General features: G+C 30.2%; 19 protein-coding genes. 5 read left to right on the top strand and 14 right to left on the bottom strand.

All coding sequences use genetic code 11. From position 1 onward, the window contains the following. Positions 1 to 3: 3 nt before the first annotated feature. The 13 genes from ABWP78_RS03150 to ABWP78_RS03090 form a co-directional block, all read right to left on the bottom strand. A complete protein-coding gene (locus ABWP78_RS03150; RefSeq protein ID WP_353169023.1) occupies positions 4 to 1,398 on the bottom strand; it encodes a tetratricopeptide repeat protein in 1,395 nt (464 codons plus the stop codon). A gap of 203 nt (positions 1,399 to 1,601) precedes the next feature. Then, positions 1,602 to 2,792 carry an aspartate aminotransferase family protein gene (locus ABWP78_RS03145; RefSeq protein WP_353168953.1) on the bottom strand — a complete coding sequence of 397 codons (1,191 nt, stop codon included), beginning with the start codon at positions 2,790 to 2,792 and terminating at the stop codon, positions 1,602 to 1,604. Positions 2,793 to 2,816: 24 nt separating this feature from the next. Further along, positions 2,817 to 4,526: an OstA-like protein gene (locus ABWP78_RS03140; protein ID WP_353168951.1), complete on the bottom strand. Its 1,710-nt coding sequence runs from the start codon at positions 4,524 to 4,526 to the stop codon at positions 2,817 to 2,819. Between the two features lie 209 nt (positions 4,527 to 4,735). Then, complete coding sequence (locus tag ABWP78_RS03135) at positions 4,736 to 6,007, bottom strand: adenylosuccinate synthase (protein ID WP_353168948.1); 1,272 nt, start codon at positions 6,005 to 6,007, stop codon at positions 4,736 to 4,738. Between the two features lie 38 nt (positions 6,008 to 6,045). Continuing rightward, positions 6,046 to 6,483, bottom strand: a complete 438-nt coding sequence (locus ABWP78_RS03130; RefSeq protein ID WP_353168946.1) for a Fur family transcriptional regulator — start codon at positions 6,481 to 6,483, stop codon at positions 6,046 to 6,048. Between the two features lie 106 nt (positions 6,484 to 6,589). Continuing rightward, positions 6,590 to 8,809, bottom strand: a complete 2,220-nt coding sequence (locus ABWP78_RS03125; RefSeq protein ID WP_353168944.1) for a RelA/SpoT family protein — start codon at positions 8,807 to 8,809, stop codon at positions 6,590 to 6,592. Between the two features lie 192 nt (positions 8,810 to 9,001). Next, on the bottom strand, positions 9,002 to 9,790 hold the full coding sequence (locus tag ABWP78_RS03120; RefSeq protein ID WP_353168942.1) for a TrmH family RNA methyltransferase: 789 nt from the start codon (positions 9,788 to 9,790) through the stop codon (positions 9,002 to 9,004). After that, positions 9,787 to 10,218 (bottom strand): hypothetical protein, encoded by a 432-nt coding sequence (locus tag ABWP78_RS03115; protein WP_353168940.1) that lies wholly within the window; start codon positions 10,216 to 10,218, stop codon positions 9,787 to 9,789. The genes ABWP78_RS03120 and ABWP78_RS03115 overlap by 4 nt, the downstream gene beginning before the upstream one ends. A 43-nt stretch (positions 10,219 to 10,261) precedes the next feature. Beyond that, positions 10,262 to 10,612, bottom strand: coding sequence for a HepT-like ribonuclease domain-containing protein (locus ABWP78_RS03110; protein WP_353168938.1), 351 nt, complete (start codon positions 10,610 to 10,612; stop codon positions 10,262 to 10,264). Then, positions 10,605 to 10,904 carry a nucleotidyltransferase family protein gene (locus tag ABWP78_RS03105; RefSeq protein ID WP_353168935.1) on the bottom strand — a complete coding sequence of 100 codons (300 nt, stop codon included), beginning with the start codon at positions 10,902 to 10,904 and terminating at the stop codon, positions 10,605 to 10,607. The genes ABWP78_RS03110 and ABWP78_RS03105 overlap by 8 nt, the downstream gene beginning before the upstream one ends. An 82-nt stretch (positions 10,905 to 10,986) precedes the next feature. Next, positions 10,987 to 12,303, bottom strand: coding sequence for an amidohydrolase family protein (locus ABWP78_RS03100; RefSeq protein ID WP_353168933.1), 1,317 nt, complete (start codon positions 12,301 to 12,303; stop codon positions 10,987 to 10,989). Between the two features lie 81 nt (positions 12,304 to 12,384). Continuing rightward, a complete protein-coding gene (locus ABWP78_RS03095) occupies positions 12,385 to 15,408 on the bottom strand; it encodes an amidohydrolase family protein (protein WP_353168930.1) in 3,024 nt (1,007 codons plus the stop codon). Positions 15,409 to 15,511: 103 nt separating this feature from the next. Next, entirely contained in the window at positions 15,512 to 17,305 is a 1,794-nt protein-coding gene (locus tag ABWP78_RS03090; RefSeq protein ID WP_353168928.1) for a T9SS type B sorting domain-containing protein, read from the bottom strand. A 126-nt stretch (positions 17,306 to 17,431) separates the two neighbouring features. On the opposite strand from ABWP78_RS03090, the gene ABWP78_RS03085 reads away from it, so the two are divergent. From ABWP78_RS03085 to ABWP78_RS03065, 5 genes are read left to right on the top strand one after another with little or no spacing between them, the layout of a single operon-like run. Beyond that, a complete protein-coding gene (locus ABWP78_RS03085; protein ID WP_353168925.1) occupies positions 17,432 to 18,415 on the top strand; it encodes a GNAT family N-acetyltransferase in 984 nt (327 codons plus the stop codon). Next, positions 18,412 to 19,491 carry a DegT/DnrJ/EryC1/StrS family aminotransferase gene (locus tag ABWP78_RS03080; RefSeq protein WP_353168923.1) on the top strand — a complete coding sequence of 360 codons (1,080 nt, stop codon included), beginning with the start codon at positions 18,412 to 18,414 and terminating at the stop codon, positions 19,489 to 19,491. Before ABWP78_RS03085 ends, ABWP78_RS03080 begins: the two co-directional genes overlap by 4 nt. Positions 19,492 to 19,512: 21 nt before the next feature. Beyond that, positions 19,513 to 20,760 carry an O-antigen translocase gene (locus ABWP78_RS03075; RefSeq protein WP_353168920.1) on the top strand — a complete coding sequence of 416 codons (1,248 nt, stop codon included), beginning with the start codon at positions 19,513 to 19,515 and terminating at the stop codon, positions 20,758 to 20,760. Beyond that, entirely contained in the window at positions 20,757 to 21,464 is a 708-nt protein-coding gene (locus ABWP78_RS03070; RefSeq protein WP_353168918.1) for a glycosyltransferase, read from the top strand. Before ABWP78_RS03075 ends, ABWP78_RS03070 begins: the two co-directional genes overlap by 4 nt. Position 21,465: 1 nt before the next feature. After that, on the top strand, positions 21,466 to 22,791 hold the full coding sequence (locus ABWP78_RS03065) for a hypothetical protein (RefSeq protein ID WP_353168915.1): 1,326 nt from the start codon (positions 21,466 to 21,468) through the stop codon (positions 22,789 to 22,791). On the opposite strand, the gene ABWP78_RS03060 is transcribed toward ABWP78_RS03065, so the two are convergent. Continuing rightward, the gene (locus tag ABWP78_RS03060; protein WP_353168912.1) at positions 22,748 to 23,893 is read right to left on the bottom strand and encodes a glycosyltransferase; all 1,146 of its coding nucleotides are present in this window, start codon (positions 23,891 to 23,893) and stop codon (positions 22,748 to 22,750) included. The genes ABWP78_RS03065 and ABWP78_RS03060 overlap by 44 nt on opposite strands. Positions 23,894 to 23,975: the final 82 nt, after the last annotated feature.

Genomic DNA, 23,975 nt, shown 5'->3' with positions numbered 1-23,975 from the left:
GGCTTATAAAGTATGTTTTTTAATACTGTTTTGTACTGTTTCACATTCCCAAACGTGTGGAAATGCATCTTTTAATATATAATTTTTATTAAAATCGGTAGTTAAAGCCGTTTCCAATGCTTCGATGGCGTTTGTTTCCTCTTCGATGTTGTAAAACAAGCCTACTAAACGATATAAAATCTCCGCTTCATTTGGATACAATTCTTTAGCTTGATTTAAGATTTCGAAGGCAGCATTTACTTCACCCAAAACGTATAACACATCACTCCAAAAAAGGAAATTATCTAAAGCTACATCTCCGTTTTCAAAAGCTTTTCTGTATCCTTCTTCTGCTTCTTCAAAGAAATTTAAATACTGATTAATAGAAGCATATCTTCTCCAATATAATGGGTTTTCACCATCAATTCCAATTGCTTTATTTATATAGTATAATGATTTTTGGTAATTCTCTTGTTTGATGTAAAAATCGGTTATGGTTAACCAGGCTTTATCTAACAAGGGATCCTCGTGAACGGTTTTTAAGTAAAAAATTAGTGCTTGTTCTGTATTTCCTAGTTTTTCGTAACATTTTCCAATTCGCAGAAAAGCAAAAGAAGTAGGATCGTCTAATTCAATTGTGACTAAATAACAATCAATGGCTTCTTGATAGTGCTGAAGTTTTTCTAAAGATTTTGCTTTTTCTAAGAATGCACCCAAAAAACCTTCATCTATAATACAAGCATAATCAAAAGCCCAAATGGCTTTCTCATAATTTTTTAAAGCATAAAATTGACGCCCAAGTTGATGCCATGCGACTTCACTGTAAGGGTTTTTGTCAATAAAGTTTTCTAAATACACAATTGCTTCTTGGTTTTGATCTAAAAAATCAAAGCAATATACTACATTATACAAGGCAGAAAAATCATCTTCATCATTCTCTAAACATAAAATAAAGTTTTCTTTGGCCAATTCTAAGCTATCCATAAATAGATATTCCATTCCTATCATTGAATATATATCGGCTTCATCATCTGTATAGCGAAGCGCAATTTGCAGATGCTCAATAGCTTTTTCGTGTTGATCTCTTTTAGAACAAATGTTGGCACGTTGGATGTAAACTTCCTCGTTAGTAGGTTCTAACAAAGCGATTTCGTTTAAGATTTTTTCGGCTTGTTCAATTTTGTCATCATAAATTAATAATTCAACATGTACCAGTTTCAAGCCATTAGATTTTGGATGTTGTTCTAAACCCAATCGTAGCGCTTTTTTTGCTAAATTGATTCGTCCCGTATCCATATAGTGTAAAACAATATCTTCAAATTCTTCCGAATCAAAGAAAAAAACTTTGTTGGTTTTTAGCATCGATTCGAATTTAGAAAGTGACAAACTGTTTTCTTCCTCTTCTTCATTATAGCTCATATTCATAGCAACAACTTTTTAAAAGTTACAGTAATAAAATTACGTAATTTAGTGTTAGCAATTTCTTTGCCAAGTGTATCTTTTGAACAATTTAATTAACAAAATTTAAGTTAAAATACAGTTATCAGTCAAAACAGATTTGAGAAATTATATTAATTTTTAAGATTACTCAAATCTGTGTTTAAAAAAATACTACTTGAATTTTATAGATTCAAAGTTTGAACTTCATCCATAACTTCCAATAATAATTGGCAACCTTCTTCAATTTCTTGATTGGAAATGGTTAGTGGCGGTGTAATTCGGATGGCTGTTCCTTCAAATAATAACCAAAATAATATTAAGCCACGTTTGTGACATCGTAAAATAACTTCGTTTGTAATAGTTGTGTTTTTTGTCATGGCAGCCAACATTAATCCTTTTCCACGAACTTCTGTTATTAAAGGGTGTACCAATAATTTTCTGAAAAGTTTTTCTTTTTCTAGTGTTTCAGCTATTAAATTTGTTTCAGTTATTTCTTGTAATGTTGCCAAACAAGCTGCTGCAATAACAGGATGTCCACCAAATGTGGTGATATGTCCTAACTTCGGATTGTCGTATAATAAATCCATATGTGCTTCAGAAGCTACAAATGCGCCAACTGGCATACCGCCGCCCATTCCTTTTCCGATTACTAAAACATCTGGAATGCAATCGTAATTTTCAAAGCCGAATAATTTTCCAGTTCGACCAAATCCGGGTTGAATTTCATCAATAATTAACATCGCACCAACTTCGGTGCATCGCGCTCTAACTTTTTTAAGAAAATCGTTTTGAGGTTGAATAAAACCTGCGCCACCTTGAATGGATTCTAAGATAATTCCCGCTGTTTTTGTTGTAATTCTCTTGATATCTTCTTCGTTATTAAACGTAATGAAATCGACATCTGGTAGTAATGGTCTAAATACTTGTTTGCGTTCTTCAAAACCCATTACACTTAGACTTCCCATTGTATTTCCGTGATATGCATTGTGACACGAAATAAATTGACTTCTTCCGGTAACTCTTCGGGCTAATTTTAAAGCGCCTTCGGTAGCTTCGGTACCAGAATTTACTAAATATGTTTTTTTTAAGGGATAGGGAAGATGTTCGGCTAATAATTTACAATATTCGGTTGCCGGATGTTGAGCATATTCGCCATACACCATTACGTGAGAATATTTATCTAATTGATCTTTTATAGCCGTATTTACACGTTCATTTTGATGTCCTAAACTACAAGCTGAAACACCTGCAACAAAATCTAAATATTTATTTCCAGAAGTATCATAAATATAAGAACCTTTAGCATAAGAAATTTCCATAGCTAATGGGTGAGGAGAGGTTTGTGCTTGATATTTAAAGAAATCTTTTATCATGGTTTTGGGTTTTAGGTTAAGGGTTTAAGGTGATTGAGTTTTTTGCTTTTTACTTTTCACTTTATCCTTTTTACTTCCTACTTTTTTTCCATAATCCGTAGTTTCTTTTAGCACGGTCATAGGTTTTTTCTCTTCTTTTTCTTTCTTCTTCGTTTCGATTTTTACTTTTTCGTCGATGGCATTTTCTTCATCAGGAAAAATATTCTCTAAAGAAGTAATTTTTTCATCTATTCGCCAAATAAAACCTCTAAGTCGCCTTGCGTTTTTTGGAAATTCTTTATCAGGATAGGTATCGCTTAAAATTTGTTTGAAAGAAGTTAATTCTAAAATTTTATTGTTTTCTAGTTGCATATTTATACTACTTGAAACGCCTTTGTCAATTCCAACCATTTCATTTTCATCGTTATACATAAAATAAATTTTCTCTGTATTTTTGATTAAATCTACTTCGTATAATTTGTTATCTCTAAACTTTCCGTATAAAAATTGCCCTTTCACTTGATTGAAATTGTCTTCACCTATAGTATCTTTTTGAACCAAAAAGGCATTATTGAGTATTTTCAATGAATCTAATTTCTCGGTTTTATTATTTCCTATTAAATGAATAACGTCGCCCGTCATTTGATTGTCGGCATTCCAAACCACAGGTCTTCCGATAAGTTTTGTGAGTTGTGTTTTATTATTTGAATGAATGGAATCGCATTTTCCACTCATGTCTGTTTTAAAAAATCGAACATTGTTAAAAGCTCTTATGGTTCTATCTTCTTGCGGACCCGTAACCAATATTTTTTTTCCGTGTAAATACATAGTATCTTTTTCTACTAATGTTTTTACTAACGCTTTTTTGGTAATATACATCGAATCTTTTTTGGTTCCGCCAATATTTCGATATACTTCTGCGTAATGTCCGGTAGCAATCATGTTGTTAATGGTATCGGTAATTTTTACATTATTGGTAGCTTTTGCGAAATTTTTCTTACGGTCGTAATTGATAATCTCGCCTTCAACTTTCCGATTGTTATAAACGATATTGGATTTATCTAAAAGCCTTCCTACATCATTTTTAGTATCGTAAAAAGCGTTTGTAGTATTAATCACATTTTCTTTGCTTGTAATCGTACTAGGACCGTAAACGTAAGCGTGACCTGAGTTGTCGTAAAATTCTAAATTATTGGTTTTAATAGTTACTTGTGGATTTACAACTGTTACTGCTGTTTTGAAAACGTATTTTTTGTTGTTTATATAGTATCTTCCAGATTTACTTTTTAAGGTATTTTCTTTATTTATTATAGTTCCCCAACTTCTATAAAAAGCCTCTTGCTTATTTCTATCAAAGTAAATGGTATCGGTTGTTAAATTAGAATCGGGCGAACGCAAATTTACATTTCCAGTTGCAAACGCTTGTAACGATTTTCCGTTATATTCCGCATAACGGCTATTCATTACAATAGTATCACCTTGGTTTAATATTACGTTTCCAAACGCTTTTACATAATCTTCATCGGTATAATGATAGGCTTTATTGCAATTAATTAATACGCCATTATGTTGTACTTGAACATTCCCAGTAAAAATAATGGCACCAGGAATTTCATTTTGATTTTTATCGATAAAATCAGAATGTAAAATTTTTATCCCATTAGGATTTGAAGGAGTAATCGGTTGATTTGTAGTTTGAGCATTTCCAACCCATATGGTAAATACCAAAACGACAGCATATAAATATTTTTTCAATTTCTCAATTTTTGTCAAATTTAAGTAAAATGTATAATAATGAATGCGTATTAAGAATATTTTATGGTTTTTTTGATAAGTACACAGATTTTGCGGATTTTAATAGATAAAAAAATAAACCGCAGATTTAAGATTTTGGATCATCTGAGAATCTGCGGTTTTGATTGTGTGAATACTGAAACGAGTTCAGTAAAACAAAATTGTATAAATTATCTTGTAATTGTCTGAGTTCTATCAGGTCCTACAGAAACTACTTTTATTGGCACTTCTAATTCTTTTTCAATGAATTCGATGTAAGTCTTTAATTCTGATGGTAATTCTTCATATGTTGTCATGCCTGTTAAATCCGCTTGCCAGCCCTTCATTTCTTTATAAATTGGTTGTACATTTTCCGGCTCAATGTTAAATGGAAAGTGCTTTAAAACTTCTCCTTTGTATGTATATGCAGTACAAATTTTTAACGTTTCAAATCCTGATAAAACGTCACCTTTCATCATATATAATTCGGTAACACCATTTACTTCAACGGCATATTTTAGTGCTACTAAATCTAACCAGCCACAACGACGAGCACGTCCTGTAACCGATCCGAATTCGTTTCCGATTTTTGCCATATTGGCGCCTACTTCATCAAATAATTCTGTTGGGAAAGGACCGCTTCCTACACGAGTGGTATACGCTTTAAAAATTCCGAAAACTTCTTTTACTCTGTTTGGAGCAATTCCTAATCCTGTACAAGCTCCAGCAGCAGTAGTATTAGAAGAAGTTACAAATGGATATGTTCCAAAATCAACATCTAATAAAGAACCTTGTGCGCCTTCTGCTAAAATGGTTTTACCTGCTTTTAAAGCTTTGTTTAAATACTCTTCAGAATCAATGAAAGTTAATGTTTTTAATTCTTCTACTGCTGCGAAAAATTCAGCTTCCATTTCTGCTAAATTATATTGTAAATCTACATCATAAAAAGCAATCATCGCTTCGTGTTTATCGGCTAAAGCACGGTATCTTTCTTTAAAATCAGCCATTTCTAAATCGCCAATTCGTAAACCATTTCTACCGGTTTTGTCCATATAAGTAGGACCTATTCCTTTTAAAGTAGAACCAATTTTAGCTTTTCCTTTTGAAGCTTCCGAAGCTGCATCAAGTAAACGATGTGTAGGTAAAATTAAATGTGCTTTTCTTGATAAGAATAATTTTGATTTAATATTCAAATTAAATTTTTCTAAACTTTCAATTTCTTTTTGAAAAACAACAGGATCCATTACCACGCCATTTCCAATAATATTTACGTTGTTTTTATGAAAAATTCCAGAAGGAATGGTTCTTAAAACGTGTTTAATTCCATCAAATTCAAGTGTGTGTCCTGCATTCGGACCGCCTTGAAAACGGGCAATAATATCGTATTTTGAAGTTAATACATCGACGATTTTTCCTTTTCCCTCGTCACCCCATTGTAATCCAAGTAGTAAATCTACATTCATTGTGTTGTTTGCTTTGAATGGACAATTGTCCCTATTTATTAATTCTTTTTTGTTCCGTAAAAATATAAGGAATGTGTTTCGATATCAATTCCAAACATTTCTTCCATAGTTTGTTTTATTTGCTGAATACGGGGATCACAAAATTCAATTACTTCTCCTGTATCTGTTAAAATTATATGGTCGTGTTGCTTGTCAAAATAAGATTTTTCGTAATGTGCCTGATTTTGCCCAAATTGATGGCGACGAACTAATTTACAATCTAACAATAATTCGATAGTGTTGTATAAAGTGGCACGAGAAACACGATAATTTTTGTTTTTCATTTTGATATACAATGATTCTATATCAAAATGTTCTTGATTTTCGTATACTTCTTGAAGTATCGCATAACGTTCAGGCGTTTTGCGATGTCCTTTTTCTTCAAGGTATTTTGTAAAAACGTTTTTTACCGTTTCTTGGTTTTGGTTGATACCCATTTTATGTTTAAATGAAAGAAATGCAAATATAGTAAAAAGTGATTAGTGAAAAGTAAAAAAAATAATTTACTCATTTATTTACTTCATAAATTATATAATACTATTTTTATGTATTATAAACTCTTGTTACTTTATCTATGCCTTCGACAGTTTTAATATTCTCAATTAATTTTTTAAGAATAACATTATTTTGGACCAATACTGTAATTTGCCCTTTAAATATTCCCGCTTCAGAACTTAGACTAATACTTTGAATGTTAACATGCATTTGATTTGAAATGACTTTGGTTAGTTGATTGGTTAAACCCATTACATCCATTCCTGTGATTTTTAAAATGGCATTAAATTCCTCTTGAGTGGAATCAATCCACTTGGCTTGAACAATTCGGTAAGCAAAATTAGATTGTAAACTTATGGCATTTGGGCAATCCATTTTATGCACTTTTATTCCTTCGTTTATAGTAACAAAACCAAAAACGAGGTCGCCAGGAATCGGACTGCAACAAGGAGAAAATTTATATTCTATTTTGCTTTGTTCGGCCCCAAAAACTAGTAAATCAAGTTGTTGTTTAGAGTTATTTTTTTGATTTTTATCATTAGTAACACTATTACCTCTTTTGATTGTTTTCTTAAAAAAGTTTACCAAAGTATTACTTTTTTGTGCTGCATAATCACGGAGTTGTTGGTTTTCAATTGCACCAATCCCAACACGATAAAATAAATCTAAACTCGTTTTTAATTTGAAATAATTAACCAATTCATTAATTGAATTTTCGGTTAATGTTATTTTTAAATGGCGTAATTTTCGAGTTAAAATTTCTCGACCTTCTTCGCCAATTTTTTTAATATCTTCATTTAATACATTCTTGATTTTAGTTTTGGCACGAGATGTTGAAACATAATCCAGCCAATGAATAGTTGGCTTTTGATTTTGCGAAGTAATAATTTCTACTTGATCGCCACTGTTTAAGATGTAATTTAAAGGCACTAATTTTCCATTTACTTTTGTACCTCGAGTTTTTACACCAATTTCCGAGTGAATACTAAATGCAAAATCGAGTGTAGTTGCTCCTTTTGGTAAGGATTTTATTTCACCTTTTGGTGTAAAAATGTATATTTCTTTAGCGTATAAATTCAGTTTAAAATCTTCAACAAAATCTACGGCATTATTGTTTGAATTTTCAAGCGCTTCTTTTAGTTGATTTAGCCAAATTTCTAAGCTATTTTCTTCTGTTGTATTATTTTTATATTTATAGTGCGCTGCGTAACCTTTTTCTGCAATTTCATCCATTCGTTCACTTCGAACTTGAATTTCCACCCAACGTCCTAAAGGTCCCATTACAGTAATGTGCAACGCTTCGTAGCCTGTTGATTTTGGTGAGGAAATCCAATCGCGTAAACGACTTGGACTGGGTCTATAATGGTCTGTTACCACAGAATAAATTTTCCAAGCTAAGAATTTTTCATCGTGAAGATTGGATTTGTAAATAATTCTAAGCGCAAATTTATCGTATACTTCATCAAAAGTTACGCCTTGCACTTTCATTTTTCTACGAATTGAATAAATCGATTTTGGTCGGCCTTTTATAATAAAATCGATACCTTCTAAGGCCATGGATTTGCTTAAAATATCTGAAATCGATTTTATATAAGTATCTTGTTCTTCTTTGGTTTCTTTAATTTTACTAACAATATCCGCATAAACTTCTGGTTCTGTGTATTTTAAACCTAAATCTTCTAATTGGGTTTTTATATTATAAAGTCCTAAGCGATGTGCTAATGGTGCGTAAATATATAAGGTTTCCGATGCGATTTTTGCTTGTTTGTAGTCAGACATGCCATCCATAGTTTGCATATTGTGCAATCTATCGGCTAGTTTAATTAAAATTACCCTAACGTCATCATTAAGCGTTAGTAGCATTTTCCTAAAATTTTCAGCTTGAAGCGAAATTTCTTGGTCGTTTTTTACTTTTGGAATTTTGGTTAATCCTTCAACAATTTTGGCAATTTTAGGATTAAACATTTTTTCAATGTCAGAAATAGTAATGTCGGTATCTTCAACCACATCGTGAAGTAGTGCAGAGGCAATACCCGTGGATCCCAAACCAATTTGTGAGGCTACAATTTTAGCCACAGCAATAGGATGAAAAATATAAGCTTCGCCTGATTTTCTTCTTTGATCTTTATGCGCTTCTACGGCAATATCAAAAGCCTTACGAATTATTTTTTTATCTTCAGCTGTTAAACTTTGATAACTAATACGAAGTAACTCTTTATATTCCTGGGCAATAGCTTTGTTTTCCGCTTCTAAATCAATCTCTGTCATATTCAATTTTTGTAGAACATAAAAATAGTGTTTAAAATTTAGATATCAAAAAAGATTTTTAAAAAATTATGGTTGCTGGATTAAAAGTTTTGAAACACAGATTTAAGAAATTTTACAAATTTTACAAATTTTAATAATTTTTTAAATCTGTGTTGTTTTTATTGGCATATCGACACATTGAAAATTGACCAATTAAAACCTACGTTGTCTTTTGGCTTCGAAAAGTAAAATAGCCGCCGCTACCGAAACATTCATAGAATCAATGCTGCCTTGCATTGGGATAATTATATTTTTTGTTGCATTTTTTCGCCAAAACTCTGTAATTCCGGTGGCTTCTGTTCCAACAACTAAAGCGGTGGGTTCGTTATAATTTTGTGAGTGATATGTGGTTGAATCTTGTAAAGTCGCACAATAAATATTTATGTTGTTTTCTTTTAAATAAGCAATTGCTTCCTCTGAAGTCGCCACAGCAATTTGTCTTGTAAATAAACAACCCACACTCGAACGTACAATATTTGGATTATAGATATCCGATTTTGGATTGGCAATAATCACAGCATCAATATTTGCCGCATCTGCAGTTCGTAATAAAGCCCCTAAATTTCCTGGTTTTTCTAATCCTTCTGCGACTAAAATTAAAGGGTTTTTAGATAATTTTAAATCGGATAATTGCAATGATTTCGATTTCGCAATAGCTATAATTCCTTCGGTTGTATCGCGATAAGCCAGTTTTTGATAGACTTCTTTAGAAATTTCTATTTTGAGATGTTCTGCTATTTCAATTTTCAGATTTTCAGATTTTCCAGATAATTCTGGACAAAAAAGTAATGTTTCTATTTCATAACCACCTTTTAAAGCCAATTCAATTTCACGTTGTCCTTCAATAATAAACGTTCCCGATTGTTTTCGTGCTTTGGCTTTGTCTTGCAATACAACTAAGTTTTTTACAAACGGATTTTGAATGGATGTGATTTGTTTCATTTTGAGTGACTAAGTTGCTGAGAATTTAATATTTTTTTATTTTTATAATAATCAAAAATTGAAATAAGCACATAGATAAAAAATAATACTACAAATAGTATTACAGGAATTTTAAAAGATAAATAATTAAATAATTCGATTGATATTGATGATAATCTTTCAATTAATGGCACTAAAAGCATTAAAAATCCTAGAAAATTTACAAAAATACTTTTAAATGTTTCTTCCTCAAAATTCTTTATGATTATGATTAAACCTATAATTCCAATTAATGAAGACACTGATTGATTTATTCCTTCCAAATAAAATATCGAAATACTAGCAGAAATCAAATATAATATAAATGGAATTGCTATAATACTCCCATTAATAATAATTAAGCAATATGATAAAATAGAAAGTGTCTTTACTAAACTTTTGATTTTCATTTTTAGAATATAATTTACAAATAAATATAAAAGTTCAATCAAGTTATTTTGAATGTTGAATCAGATTTTCAATTTCTATTTTTAATTTTGGTAAATGATTAATTAAGATAGACCAAATATTTTCATCGGAAATGTTATCATAAGCGTGAATAACTTGATTTCGCAACCCAATTATAGATTTTGCATTGCTTATCTTTTCAATATAAATTTCATCACGAGTTATGATTCTGTTAATAGCTTCACCAATAATTTCAAGATTTCTTTCAATTGCTCGTTTTAGCATTATGTTATTTCGATATCTGAAAAAATCTTTTTCTTCATTTATAAAATAAATATCAATTTCATCAATTGAAATTTTTATATCATATAACCATTTAAGTATTCTTTCATCCATAAATTAGTTCTTTCGATTTTTCTATTGATTCAATAAGTATTGGGTTTCTTAAGCTTTGTTCTTCAACTAAATCAATATTTCTACCTAATACTATTTTTAAATTTTCTTTAAAATTAATGTAATTGTCAAAATAATATGCTAATTCAATTGGCTTGAATTTGACTAATAAATCGATATCACTTTTGCTATTAAAATTTGAATTTAGGGCAGAACCAAATAGATACATAGTTTCCACATTATACAAAGTACAAAGTTTCTTTACATTTTCTATATTGTTATCAATGATTCTCATAGTACAAATTTAGCATTTTTATTTATTAAAACAAAGTCGCAAAACGATGTGCTTTGCGACTTTGAAAATAATATTCTGTATTTTAGTTTTTTACTTCCGATTTTGAAGAACCTTCACTTTCAAACTTGCCTTTATATCTTTCGTACAATTCGGTTTGATGACTTTCTAAACTAATTTGTCTTCCATCAATAAAAGCGTGAGATAATTTATTGGTTTTCATATCTAATGCATCACCTTCTGAAATAAATAGGGTAGCGCTTTTTCCGGCTTCTAAGGTTCCGTATTTGGCATCAATTCCTAAAATTTTAGCAGTGTTTGATGTAATTAATTTTAATGCTTCTTCTTTATTCATTCCCCAAGCGGCACAAGTACCGGCATAAAACGGTATGTTTCTTGTTTGCATACGTTCCATATCGCCCGCATTTTCTAATCCAACTACGATTCCTTTTTCGGTTAAGATTTTAGCAATTTTGTACGGTAAATTTACATCTTCATCTTCAGAGTTTGGAACGTCGTGCACTCTTCTCAATAAAACAGAAACATTATTTTCTTTTAATAAATCGGCAATTTTATGTGCATTATAGCCACCAATAATGACTAATTTTTTAATATTGTTTTTCTTTTTGAATAAGATAATATCCGTAATTTCTTTTTCACCATTTGCGTTTACAAACAACGTTTTTTCTCCACTTTGTAACCCGTTCATCGCATCGTAAGGAATGTCTTTTGTTTTTTTATCTGAATTTAAATAATTAAACGCATTATCAAAAAACTGTTGAATGCCTTTGGTTTGCTCGTCATATTTTTTATTCGATTCAATGCCGCCTGGTTCAGCCCACCATCCTAATCGTGCATAACTATTTGGCCATCGCATATGAATTCCGTCATTTTCTTTTATCACAGCATCTTCCCAATTCCAAGCATCAAATTGAACCACAGAAGAAGTTCCAGAAATTCTTCCACCACGTGGTGTAATTTGGGCTAAAAGTACGCCGTTTGGTCGAGCGGATTCGGTTAGTTTCGATTCCGCATTATAAGCAATTAAACTTCTAATATGTGGATTGAATTCACCAATTTCACTTTCGTCATCTGAGGCACGAACGGCATCAATTTCTACTAATCCTAAAGTAGAATTTGGTGCGATGAAACCCGGATAAATATGCTTTCCTTCAGCTTGAATCACAATATCGTGTTTGCCGATTTTAGTTACCGTTGCATCTGAAACGGAAGCAATTTTTCCATCAACAATGGATATTAAACTGTTTTCTTGAATTTTCCCGTTCCCTAAATGCGCCGTTCCACCCATTATTAAAATCGATTTTGTTTGCTTTGGCGCTGGTGTTTGTTGTGCAAAACTAATTAAAGTAGTTAATGCTAGTATGTATGTTAATTTTCTCATTTTATATTAATTTTTTTTAACACAGATTTTTAAAATTATTTTAATCTGTGAAATCTGTGTTGAAAAATAGTGTAATACTTATTAATTATTGTATTTAGCGTGAAATTCTCTGCATTTTTCACCAAGGGTATCACAGTGGTAATGTCCGCTCGATTTTTTCTTAGGTTCTTGTGTTTTTAAGCCTTTGTTTTTAGCGTCTAACATTAAATTAATTAATTCGTTTCTTTCTTTTTGAACCGTTTCGTTTTTTGCTTTTTCTTGGTCTAAATCAAAGAAAATAATTCCATCCACAACTGTTTTTTCAACTGTAGCATAAATAGTTAACGGATTGTTTGACCAAAGCACTACGTCGGCATCTTTACCAACCTTTATACTTCCAATTTTGTCATCCACTTGTAATAATTTCGCAGGATTTAAAGTTACAAAATTCCAAGCCGCTTCTTCTGTTACACCACCATATTTTAGTGTTTTTGCCGCTTCTTGATTTAATCTTCTTGACATTTCAGCATCATCGGAATTAATAGAAACCGTTACACCTACATTATTCATAAGTGCTGCATTGTATGGTATGGCATCATTTACTTCATATTTATAACCCCACCAATCTGCGAAAGTAGAACCACCAACTCCGTGTTTAGCCATTTTGTCTGCCACTTTATAACCTTCTAAAATATGAGTGAATGTTTGAATCTTAAAATTATATTTTTCGGCTACTTTTAGTAACATATTTATTTCAGATTGCACGTATGAATGACAAGTGATGAATCGTTTTTTATTTAAAATTTGACTTAAGGTTTCCAATTCTATATCAAAACGAGGTGCAATTTTACTTTTATTTGTATTGTATGTATCCCATTCTTTTTGATACGCCATTGCACGTGAAAAATAGTCTTCATAAACTTGTTCTACACCCATTCTGGATTGTGGGAAACGCAGTCTTTCAATATCGCCCCAATTGGATTGTTTTACATTTTCACCCAAAGCAAATTTGATGTATTTAGGAGCGTCTTTAACTAATATTTCATCTGGATTGTATCCCCATTTCAACTTAATGAATGCAGCACGACCACCAATTGGATTGGCAGATCCGTGTAATAAATTAGCAGAAGTTACACCACCAGCTAAATTTCTGTAAATGTTTATATCTTCTGAATTTACTACATCTTCAATAGTTACTTCAGCAGATGAATTTTGACCGCCTTCATTTACCCCATTTGAAATGGCAATATGTGAATGTTCATCTATAATCCCTGCGGTTAAGTACTTGCCCGTAGCATCAATAACCTTTCCTTTTTGAGGTAAGTTTTTGCCGATTTTAATGATTTTTCCGTTTTCAATTAAGACATCGGTTTCTTTTAAAACACCATCTTTTTCGCCTGTCCAAACTGTAGCATTTTTAAATAATATCGTTTCTTGTTTTGGTTTTGTGTTATTTCCGAAAGCTATATTAGGGAATGTAACTGGGTAAAAAATTGGCGTTTTCTTTTCTTCTTTTTTATCAGTAGTAGCTTCTTTTTTAACTTCTGTAGTTGCTAGTTTTTTAACGGCACTCCAAGACACTTCATTTCCGTTTTCTAAAAAGGCTTTTCCAGATAAACCTGTTTCAGATTTTAATCCAGAAATTCTGATAAATTTCGATGATATAGTATCTTTTCCTCTAACGACCATCGTAATCCAAGGATCGTTGTACGTAATTTTTGTTCCGAACTCTATTTTATCTTGTGAAATTTTAGCTTCTAATTTTGTAATTTCTCCTTCAATCGCTAAATCGTAAGTGTTGGAATCCAGAATTAAATCGTATTTTCCTCTAACATCTGAAGGTTGTATTTTTTCAATTACAAATCTATTTCCTTGAACCCAATTTTCTTGAATAGAAGTTTTTGATTCGAAAATATCTCCACTTACAATTATAAAATTCGCTAAATTTCCTTTCTTTAAAGTTCCAATATTATTTTGATTAGCAATTTTAGCAGGTATTTCAGTTAAAGCCGCTAATGCTTTTTCTTTCGGAAAACCAAATTCTACTGCTTTTCTTAGATTTGTTAAAAAGTCTTTTGAATTTTTTAAATCTGCAGTTGTTAAAGCAAAATTCACATTGTTTTCTGCTAAAACTTTTAAATTATATGGCGCTTGATTCCAAAATTTCATATCAGACAACACTACTTGTTCTGCAAGAAACGAGTCAGAAACATCATAAGCATCAGGGAAATTGATTGGAATAATTAGTGTTGCATTTGTTTTTTTAATTTCATCAATACGTTCTAATTCGTTTCCACTTCCTTTAATAACATAATTTATTCCAAATTCGTCACCAATTTTATCTGCTCTTAGGATATTTAGTTTATCGCCAGCATTAAATATTTGAACCAAATTTTTATTTTGATTAAATACATTTAATGAAATATCTTTCGTTTTTGAACCTCCAGCAGCATACCATTTTGCATCATGATAAAATTGACGAATTAATGCCATACTTCCCATTAAGGAAGAAGGGTAGGATTGACCAGAAAGCGAACTTCTTTTGAGTGTAATGTGTTGTGATATTTTATTATTTAATATTCTAGTTCCATTATTCTCGATATCATTTAATGTCCAAAGCAATCCTGTTCCGGCTACAATTCCATCGTTATTAAAACTTAAAACCGTTCCAAAACCAGTTTCTCTTAAATCTTTCGCCGCTTTTTCATCGTAATTTAAATTTTCAAAAGCATTGAAATCGGCTCTAATATGGTCGTTCCAATAATAGCCATTTCTTTCAGAATCGTATTGTGGCGATCTAGAATTAGAGGATTTTTTTTGTGGTTTTTGAATTCCAAATTCAGTATACAAATCAATAAATGAAGGATAAATAGTTTTTCCTGTAGCATCTATTATTGTCGCATTTTTAGGAATTGAAATTTGCGTTCCGATTTCTAAAATTTTATCGCCATCAAATAAAAGTGTTGCATTTTCAATTTTAACTGTTGAAGAGGAGTAAATTGTAGCATTAGTTATTGCTACTGGATTTTTATAGGTTTGTTTGACGCCATCATTTTTTGGAAAATAATTTTGGCTGAAACCACAGTTAATAGCCAATACCGCTATTAAGACATTAAATATTCGCATAGTTTTTTGTTTTTTGTTTGCTAAAAATATAAAATATATTTGAGAGAATTCGCTTTTATGAATTATTAGTTGCGATTTTATGGTTTGTCTAACTATTTAGAAATTATCTTCTTAAATATAAAAAACCATTTATTGGTCTTGGATAATCAGGGTCATTTAGATATAAAATGTAGTAATACGTTCCACTTGCAGCTTCATTATTTCCCATTGTATTTTCAGAATATCCATTCCAATTAGGTTTGTTGTTGTCTCCTGTCCATAATAATCTTCCCCAGCGGTTGTAAATTTCTAACTTAAAATTGATAAAAATATCTCGTAATCCTTCAATAAAAAAGAAATCATTTTGCCCATCATTATCTGGTGAAACAGCATTATAAACTATCGGTTCGCAATTTTTTGTAAGTAACGCAAACGAAGTTAAACTATAACAACCAATTTGTTCATAGTCAATTCTCACCCAAATGGTTTTTGGTGTTTGTAATGCTTCAAAATTATTTAAAAATAGTATTTGATTTGTAAAATTTAAAGCATCGATTTCTGAATTATAGAAGGTGCTAAGATGTCCAGGATTAGTTTTTACGCTTCCTTCATACTCAGAAAAATCGAAAATACCCTTTGTTAATCCTAAATTACAATTTACAATATCATCAAGTGGATTGAAATTTGGTGAAGCTAAAAGTTGAATTGGTAAAATAAAATCATTATTAGTTTCCGATATTTCATTTACAATACCAGTACCATTTCCAGTATCATCTACTTTAGCTATTAAATTGAATTGCAATGGAATACCTACAGGAATTGTTAACGTGATAGTTCCGATTTCAGTTCCATCAATTGGAATAGTATTTTGTGTAAATGCCGAACCAACCATCACATTATCAGCATAAAAAGTTATAGGTGTATTTGCAGGTAAACTGGCTGTAGAATTGTTATTTGTTACTATGTAATTGATTTGAAGTTGCCTTACATCACAACTTAAAGCTGGTGCTGGAAAAGTAATTCGCGCATCTGGTAACTGGCTGTTTAATTTCGTTACAATAGCATTAATCATTACATAATCTTGACTTGAAGTTAGTTGAATTAACGCCGAAGTATCACCTATATTGATATTATTTTGGATGTTGTAAATATCCAAATCCATATTGTATAATTGATTGGAATTGGTAATCGAATTCGTGCCGTTAAAAGCATTATTAGCAGGATTTAAAGGCGGATTACTAATTATATTTCCATTGATTCGCAACGTTTCATTCACTTGAATTCCAGAATCGCCTTCCCAAGCTAAAAATCCAATTTTTGCATCAACATTATCAATAACATTTAAAGCGTTAAGCGTAACATTTAAATTGTTTTGTAATTGCGATACCACTTGTAATCCATCGTAAATATTTAACTGATTTAATGGTAATGATAGGTTTTTATATACAACTATTAATGCCCAACCTGCAAAATTAGTGCTGTTTTGCGCGTGAAGCGGAACGAAACTACTCACATCTAAATCTGAAAGAGTGTAGGTGCCATTTCCAGTCGATTGAACTTGCGAGGTAACGTTAGCAAATGCACTAAAAAAATTAAAGGATTGACCTTGAGTTAATATATTTGAAAAAGTTCTGGTAGCTAGTACATCTGTACCATTTAATTTGACATTAAAATCACCAGTTCCACAGCCAGCCCAATATAAATAGGCACTTTCAATAATGTCATTGGGGCTAAGTGCTAATGCAGCCGAAGATGTTGTTAAAACTGCCGGAGTGGTTTGAAATGAATTTTCAACAGGATTTAATGTGTTTCCTACAAAAGTAAAGTCATATCTCCCATTAAATTGGCTATATAAACCAATATTTTGAGAAAATGTAAATTGTAAGAAAAACACAAAAAACACAAGTGACTTTTTCATCAATAGGTTTTAAAATTTAATATTTATGCTCAATAATTTTACCAAAGTAATAAATTTTACTAATTTCCCCAAAGATTTATGAAGCGAAATTGCTATTTTTCATAATTAGAACACTCAAAATCAAAAATGAATACTTTTAAAACAATAAAATATACTTCCGAACATTATAATTTATGGAATGACTTTGTAGCAAAAGCTAAAAATGCCACATTTTTGTTTCATAGAGATTTTATGGAATATCATTCTGATAGATTTGAAGATTATTCCTTACTTATTTTTGATAAAAAGGAAAAATTAGTAGCGGTTTTACCAGCAAATAGATTAGGTAACGAAATATATTCGCATCAAGGATTAACTTATGGTGGATTAGTTTTAGATTCAAATTGCAAACTTTCAGAAGTGATACAGTTAAATTATCAGTTATTGCACTATTTATTTGATGCTGAAATTATAAAACTTCATCTTAAGATAATTCCTCCAATTTATAATTCCTTTCCATCGGACGAAATGGAGTACATTTCATTTTTATTACAAGCCAAGCTTATTCGAAGAGATGCCATAGCTATTTTGGAATTAGCAAATAAAATTGTGCCTTCTCGTGTTCGAAAAAGAGGTATAGAAACCGGTGAAAAACATCAGTTAAAAATTGTAGAAGAAACTACTTTTGATTTATTTTGGGAGGAATTATTAATACCAAATTTAGCACAAAAATATCAAACAAAACCCATTCATTCTTTAGAAGAAATAACATATTTAAAGTCTAAATTCCCAAAATTAATAAGACAGTTTAATGTGTATTTTGAAAATAAAATTATCGGTGGTGTAACTGTTTTTATAACAAAAAACGTAATTCATCCTCAATACATCTCAGGAAATATAGCATTCAATACTAAATATGGCGGTTTAGATTTTTTATATAATCACTTAATTAACAATGTTTTTAGTAATTATAAGTATTTTGATTTTGGTATTTCTAACGAAAATAATGGATTACAATTAAACGAGAGTTTACATTATTGGAAAGAATCTTTTGGAGCAAGAACACTTGTTCAAAATTTTTATGAAATTGAGACTAAAAATTACATAAAATTAAATCAAGTTTTGATATGATAAAATTTTTAGATTTACAAAAATTAAACAAGCCATTTGAAGTTCAATTTTTAGATAAAACGGCAGCATTTTTAGATAAAGGTTGGTATATTTTAGGTGATGAAGTAAAACAATTTGAACAAAGTTTTGCCACATTTTCTAAAGCAAAGCATTGTATTGGTGTTGGAAATGGATTAGATGCTTTAGTGTTAATTTTAAAAGCTCATATTCAACTAGGAAATTTACAAAAAGGCGATGAAGTAGTTGTTTCTGCAAACACCTACATAGCTTCAATTTTGGCGATTTTACAAGCCGATTTAATTCCTGTTTTTGTAGAACCAAATATCGAAACATACAATATCGATTCCAATTTAATTGAAGAAAAAATCACTTCAAAAACTAAGGCTATTTTGGTGGTTCATTTATATGGACAATTAGCTGAAATGGATAAAATTAATGCTATTTGTGCGTCTCACAATTTACTTATTATTGAAGATGCTGCTCAAGCTCACGGACTACCTTTTAATGGAAATCACACTAAAGCTTTTAGCTTTTATCCCGGAAAAAATTTAGGTGCTTTAGGCGATGGCGGCGCAATAACAACTAACGATGATGCATTATCAGAAATTTTATTTTCTTTACGTAATTATGGCTCAAATAAGAAATACCATAACGATTTTATTGGATTAAATTCTCGATTAGACGAAATACAAGCCGCTTTTTTAAACATAAAGTTGCCACATTTAAATACCGAAAACGAAACGCGAAAAAAAATAGCAAAACGTTATTTATCTGAAATAAAAAACAATAAAATTCAATTGCCAATTTGCAATAATTTCAATGATCACGTTTTTCATTTATTTGTAATTCGTACAGAAAACAGAGGTACCTTGCAAGAATATTTATATAAAAACGGAATAGAAACGGTAATTCATTATCCAATTCCGCCTCACAAACAAAAAGCATTGCAAGAATTTAATCATTTAAGTTTACCAATTACTGAAAAAATTCATCAAGAGGTGCTGAGTTTACCAATGAGTTCCGTGTTGTCAGATGAAGAAATTACGCATATTATTGCTACTTTAAATTCGTATTAATTGTCTGAAATTAAAAAAATAATGCAACAACCTCTATTCAAAATTACTTCTTTGAATAGTATTCATATTTTGTTGAAATTGATTTTTGGTTTCATAACATCTAAAGCGTTAGCCCTTTTTGTTGGTGCAAACGGAATGGCCTATGTAGGAAATTTTAGAGCTTTTTTAAATGTGTTGGAAAATTTTTCTTTACTTGGAATTCAGAATGCCGTTGTGAAATATGTTTCTGAATATCAACATGATAAATTAAAATTAAAATCGGTTTTAGCTACTTTTGGAATATTACTTTTAACTTCTTCTATTGCAATAAGTTTGTTTCTGATTTTAGGAGCTGATTATTTATCCAAACAAATTTTTAATCACTCAGAAATATATAGTTTTATGTTTTACAGTATAGCGGTTGTATTTCCATTATATGTTTTTTCAACGTTTTGTATTTCAGTAGTTAACGGTTTTCAGGAATATAAAAATGTGATTTATATTCAAATTATTTCAAGTGGAATTGCTTTGATTTTTTCGGTATTTTTTATCTATTATTACTCCACAATTGGCGCATTAGTTTCATTAATTTTCGCACCTATTTTTGTTTTTTTTGTAAGTCTTTTTTACTTAAAGAAACATATCCGTTTTCGGGATGTTTTATCTATTGAATTTTTCGATTTCAAAGTAGTGAAAAATTTGTCAGAATATGTCTTAATGGCACTTGTTTCTGGTGTAATTGGTTCTTTTGTTTTGTTGAAAATCCGAACTGATATTGTTGCTATAACTGGATTACAAAACGCAGGAATTTATGAAGGTTTACAGCGCATCTCGTCTTATTATTTGCTATTTGTTTCATCTATAATGGCGATTTATTTTTATCCAAAATTAGCAGAAGCGAATTCAAATAGTAAAGATATTGTGTTCAATTATTTAAAAACGATTATACCTTTTTTTGCTACTGGTTTATTAATTATTTATTTTTTGCGAAAATATATTATTCAGGTTTTGTTTTCATCTGAATTTGAATCCATGGAATCGTTGTTTTTATGGCAATTAATTGGCGATGTGTTAAAAGCTACTTCACTTATTTTTGGAACCCTATTAATAGCAAAGAAACAGACTAAAGTATTTATAATTACAGAAATAATATCGTTGAGTATTATGTATTTTTCTTCAAATTGGATGTTGCATGCGATTGGAATTAACGGAATTGTTCAGGCATATGCCTTTACATATTTGATTTATTTAGTGGTTTTAGTTATTTATTTTAGAAAACAATTAAAATGAAAATTACAATAATAATTCCGTTTTATAACGAAGAAAAACGAATCGATATTGATTGTTTTCACCAGATTTTCAATAACTATTTACAATATAATTTTATTTTAGTTGATGATGGAAGTACTGACAATTCAAGTATTATTTTAGACGAATTCAAAAACAAATTTTCTGACTTAACTATTTTAAAATTAGATAAAAATGTTGGAAAAGCAGAAGCCATTCGTTCGGCTGTTTTAACTATTTCTAATGCCGATTTTGTTGTGTATTACGATGCTGACTTGGCTACACCTTTTTCGGAATTAGAAAAATTGATTCAATTTTCTGTATTACATCAAAACTACAAAATGGTTATGGGTGCAAGAATTAAACTAATTGGAAACGGAGTAAAAAGATCTTTAACAAGACATTATTTTGGTCGTATTTTCGCCACAATTGTGAGTCAATTTGTACTAAAAGTAGCGGTTTATGATACGCAATGTGGTGCTAAAGTTATTGATTTTGAAACAGCTAAGCTTATTTTTTCGAAACCTTTTCTTTCCAAATGGTTATTTGATGTAGAATTATTGAAACGATTGCAAAAGATTCATAATTTAAAAGAAGTGGTGAAAGAAATTCCATTGGAAAATTGGTCAGAAATAGGAAATTCGAAAATTAAAGTTACCGATTTTTTCAAAGTTCCATTTGAACTTCTTAAAATTTATAGAACATAAAATGAAACAACATATACTTAATAACAAATATATTTACTCGTTGATTTTTTTCCTTTTTACGGCAAAAACAATTTTCTATTTTGGCTACAATACTTTTTCTGAAGCACCGGATAGTTGGGCATTTAATCATTTTGTATTAGAATTGCTAAATAATAATTTTAACGATTATGTAGGGGAAAGAACGCCCGGTTATCCGTATTTGGTTTATTTGCTAAATCACGATAAAATGTTGGTGGTTTTAGTACAAATGTTAATGGGAGTTATCACGAGTATTTTATGGTTTAAAACGTTATTAAACCTTAAAATATCTGAAAAAATTGCTTTTTATTGCACGTTGTTTTTTGCTTTATACCTTCAAAACTTTTTTTATGAAACGTTTATTTTAGGAGAAACATTCATGTTGTTTTTAAATTCGATTATTCTTTATATTTTATTGAACAATTATTTCGAAAAAAAGCAAATTCTTGTTGAAATTTGTATGAGCGTACTACTTGCTATTTTAATTTTAGTAAAGCCATTTTTTCTTTTTTATCCGTTTTTATTTTATGCATTGTATCTAATAAAAAATCCTTTTTTTAAAAAAGTGATTTCTGTCAAACTAATTATTTTTATTTTGCCAGCTTATGCTTATTTTTCCTGGTGTAATTTTGTAGAAGAAAAAACGGGTTACTTTGAACCTACAGCTTATTTAGGTTTAAATTTAGCTCAAAACTGTCTCTTTTTTGCCGAAAAAGGCCCTAAAGAATATGATTTTATAATAAAGCCGTATGTGAAATACAGAGAAGAAATGTCACAAAAAGGTGAAGACGCCTCTATGGCCGTTTGGAAGGTTTGGGGTGGTCAACATTTAGCACCAAAATACACGAAATTTGCAGACGTTACCCATCAGTTTGGAAAATATGCAAAAGCCAATATTGCCAGTAATTTAGGAGATTATTTTTATTATTCAATTACGAATTCTTGGTTTGATTTTTGGAAGGTTTTTGATATGAAACCGTATATGAACTTTAAAGATGGTTCTTTCAATTCTGTGGTTTCTGTGATTAATACCATTCAGATGTTACTACTGCTAATTTTGAAATTTGTTTTTTTGATTTTAAGTTTTTATTACTTTTTTCTATTTATAAAAAACAGAAAAGTTACAAATGTGATGATTCTTTTAGCATTCATTCATGCAGCAGCTATTTTGCAGGCACTTGTAGTCTATGGAACCAATGCTAAATATGCTTTTCCGTATGAATTTTTTATGTTAGTTGTGATACTGTTGTTTTTGAAAGAAAAACTTAATTGGACATCCAAAGCGTCAAATACTTTTGAGCTTGAGTAACATAATGATGTTCTTTGTTTATAAATTGAATGGCATTTTGACCAATTCGATTAATTTCAGAAGGATTTTCTATTAAATACGATAATTTTTCAACTAAATAATTTACATCGGGCAAAGCATTTATAGCTACTTCATCTACTTGTAAACTATAATGATTTAAAAATTCAACTTCTGCACCAGTAAACACTACTTTCCCTTTAGCCATTGCTTCTAGGGCATTGAATCCTTGGTCAAAACCATACACTTGATCTAAAATGATGTGTGCATTTTCAAAATGTTTTTGATATTCTATGTAAGGTATATCTGTAGTAATTTTAACTTCGATCAAATTCGGATATTTTTCTTGAATAATTACTAAAGCTTTTTCAAAAAATGAAGTTCCCTTTGTGAAAGAATTTCCTGAATTTATCCCTAAGAAAATAAAAATTTTTCCGGAAATTGTAGTTTCACTACTTCCAATTTTATCAATATTTATTGGATTTGCAACCATACCTAAATACTTTTCATTTCCAATTAGCGGTGCAACATAATCTAAATCAGATGCAATGACACCTGAACTATTTTTGTATAAAAATTGATGAATTTTTTGATGCGATTTTGTTAAAAAATCAAAATAGTAGTGATATTGTTTTTTAGCTTCTGAAATTCCTTCAAAGTAGGGATTCATTACAGAATATCTATCTTTTTGTTGTAGCATATGAGATACGGTCATATAATCTATGCCACAACATATTGAGAATACTTTTTTATTTTGCTTGAAAATACGTTTCAGTAAAAACAATTCTAATTTAGAAGTAGTTTGAATTGGTCTTTCATTAATTAACTGAACGACATCAAAGTTTTTTAGTTTTTTGGAAATCCACCAAAATCGAATGCCATGTTCCAACAGAGCCAAATCATATTTGAAAATTCTTACCCAAATTTGTCTTGGGATATTGCCTAATTTCGATTTGAAAAAAGCCGCTCGAATACTAATATCTGCAGGATAGTTTTTAAATCCATCGCCATTATTCACTAAAACAACTTCATGACCTAATGCCAAGAGTCCTTCTTTTAATGAATTGTGTAACCGACTAAATTCTCCTACAAGTAGTATTTTCATTATTTAATTTTAATATTTCAAATATAAAGAAAAAACCTATAAGTTTAGTTTCTTATAGGTTTTAGTCTGTTTTCTGAATATC

The organism is Flavobacterium sp. (assembly GCF_040402955.1).
In the GTDB taxonomy this organism is placed as follows: domain Bacteria; phylum Bacteroidota; class Bacteroidia; order Flavobacteriales; family Flavobacteriaceae; genus Flavobacterium.
The sequence above is the reverse complement of the archived record's forward strand: the minus strand, read 5'-3'. Positions and strand labels throughout refer to the sequence as shown.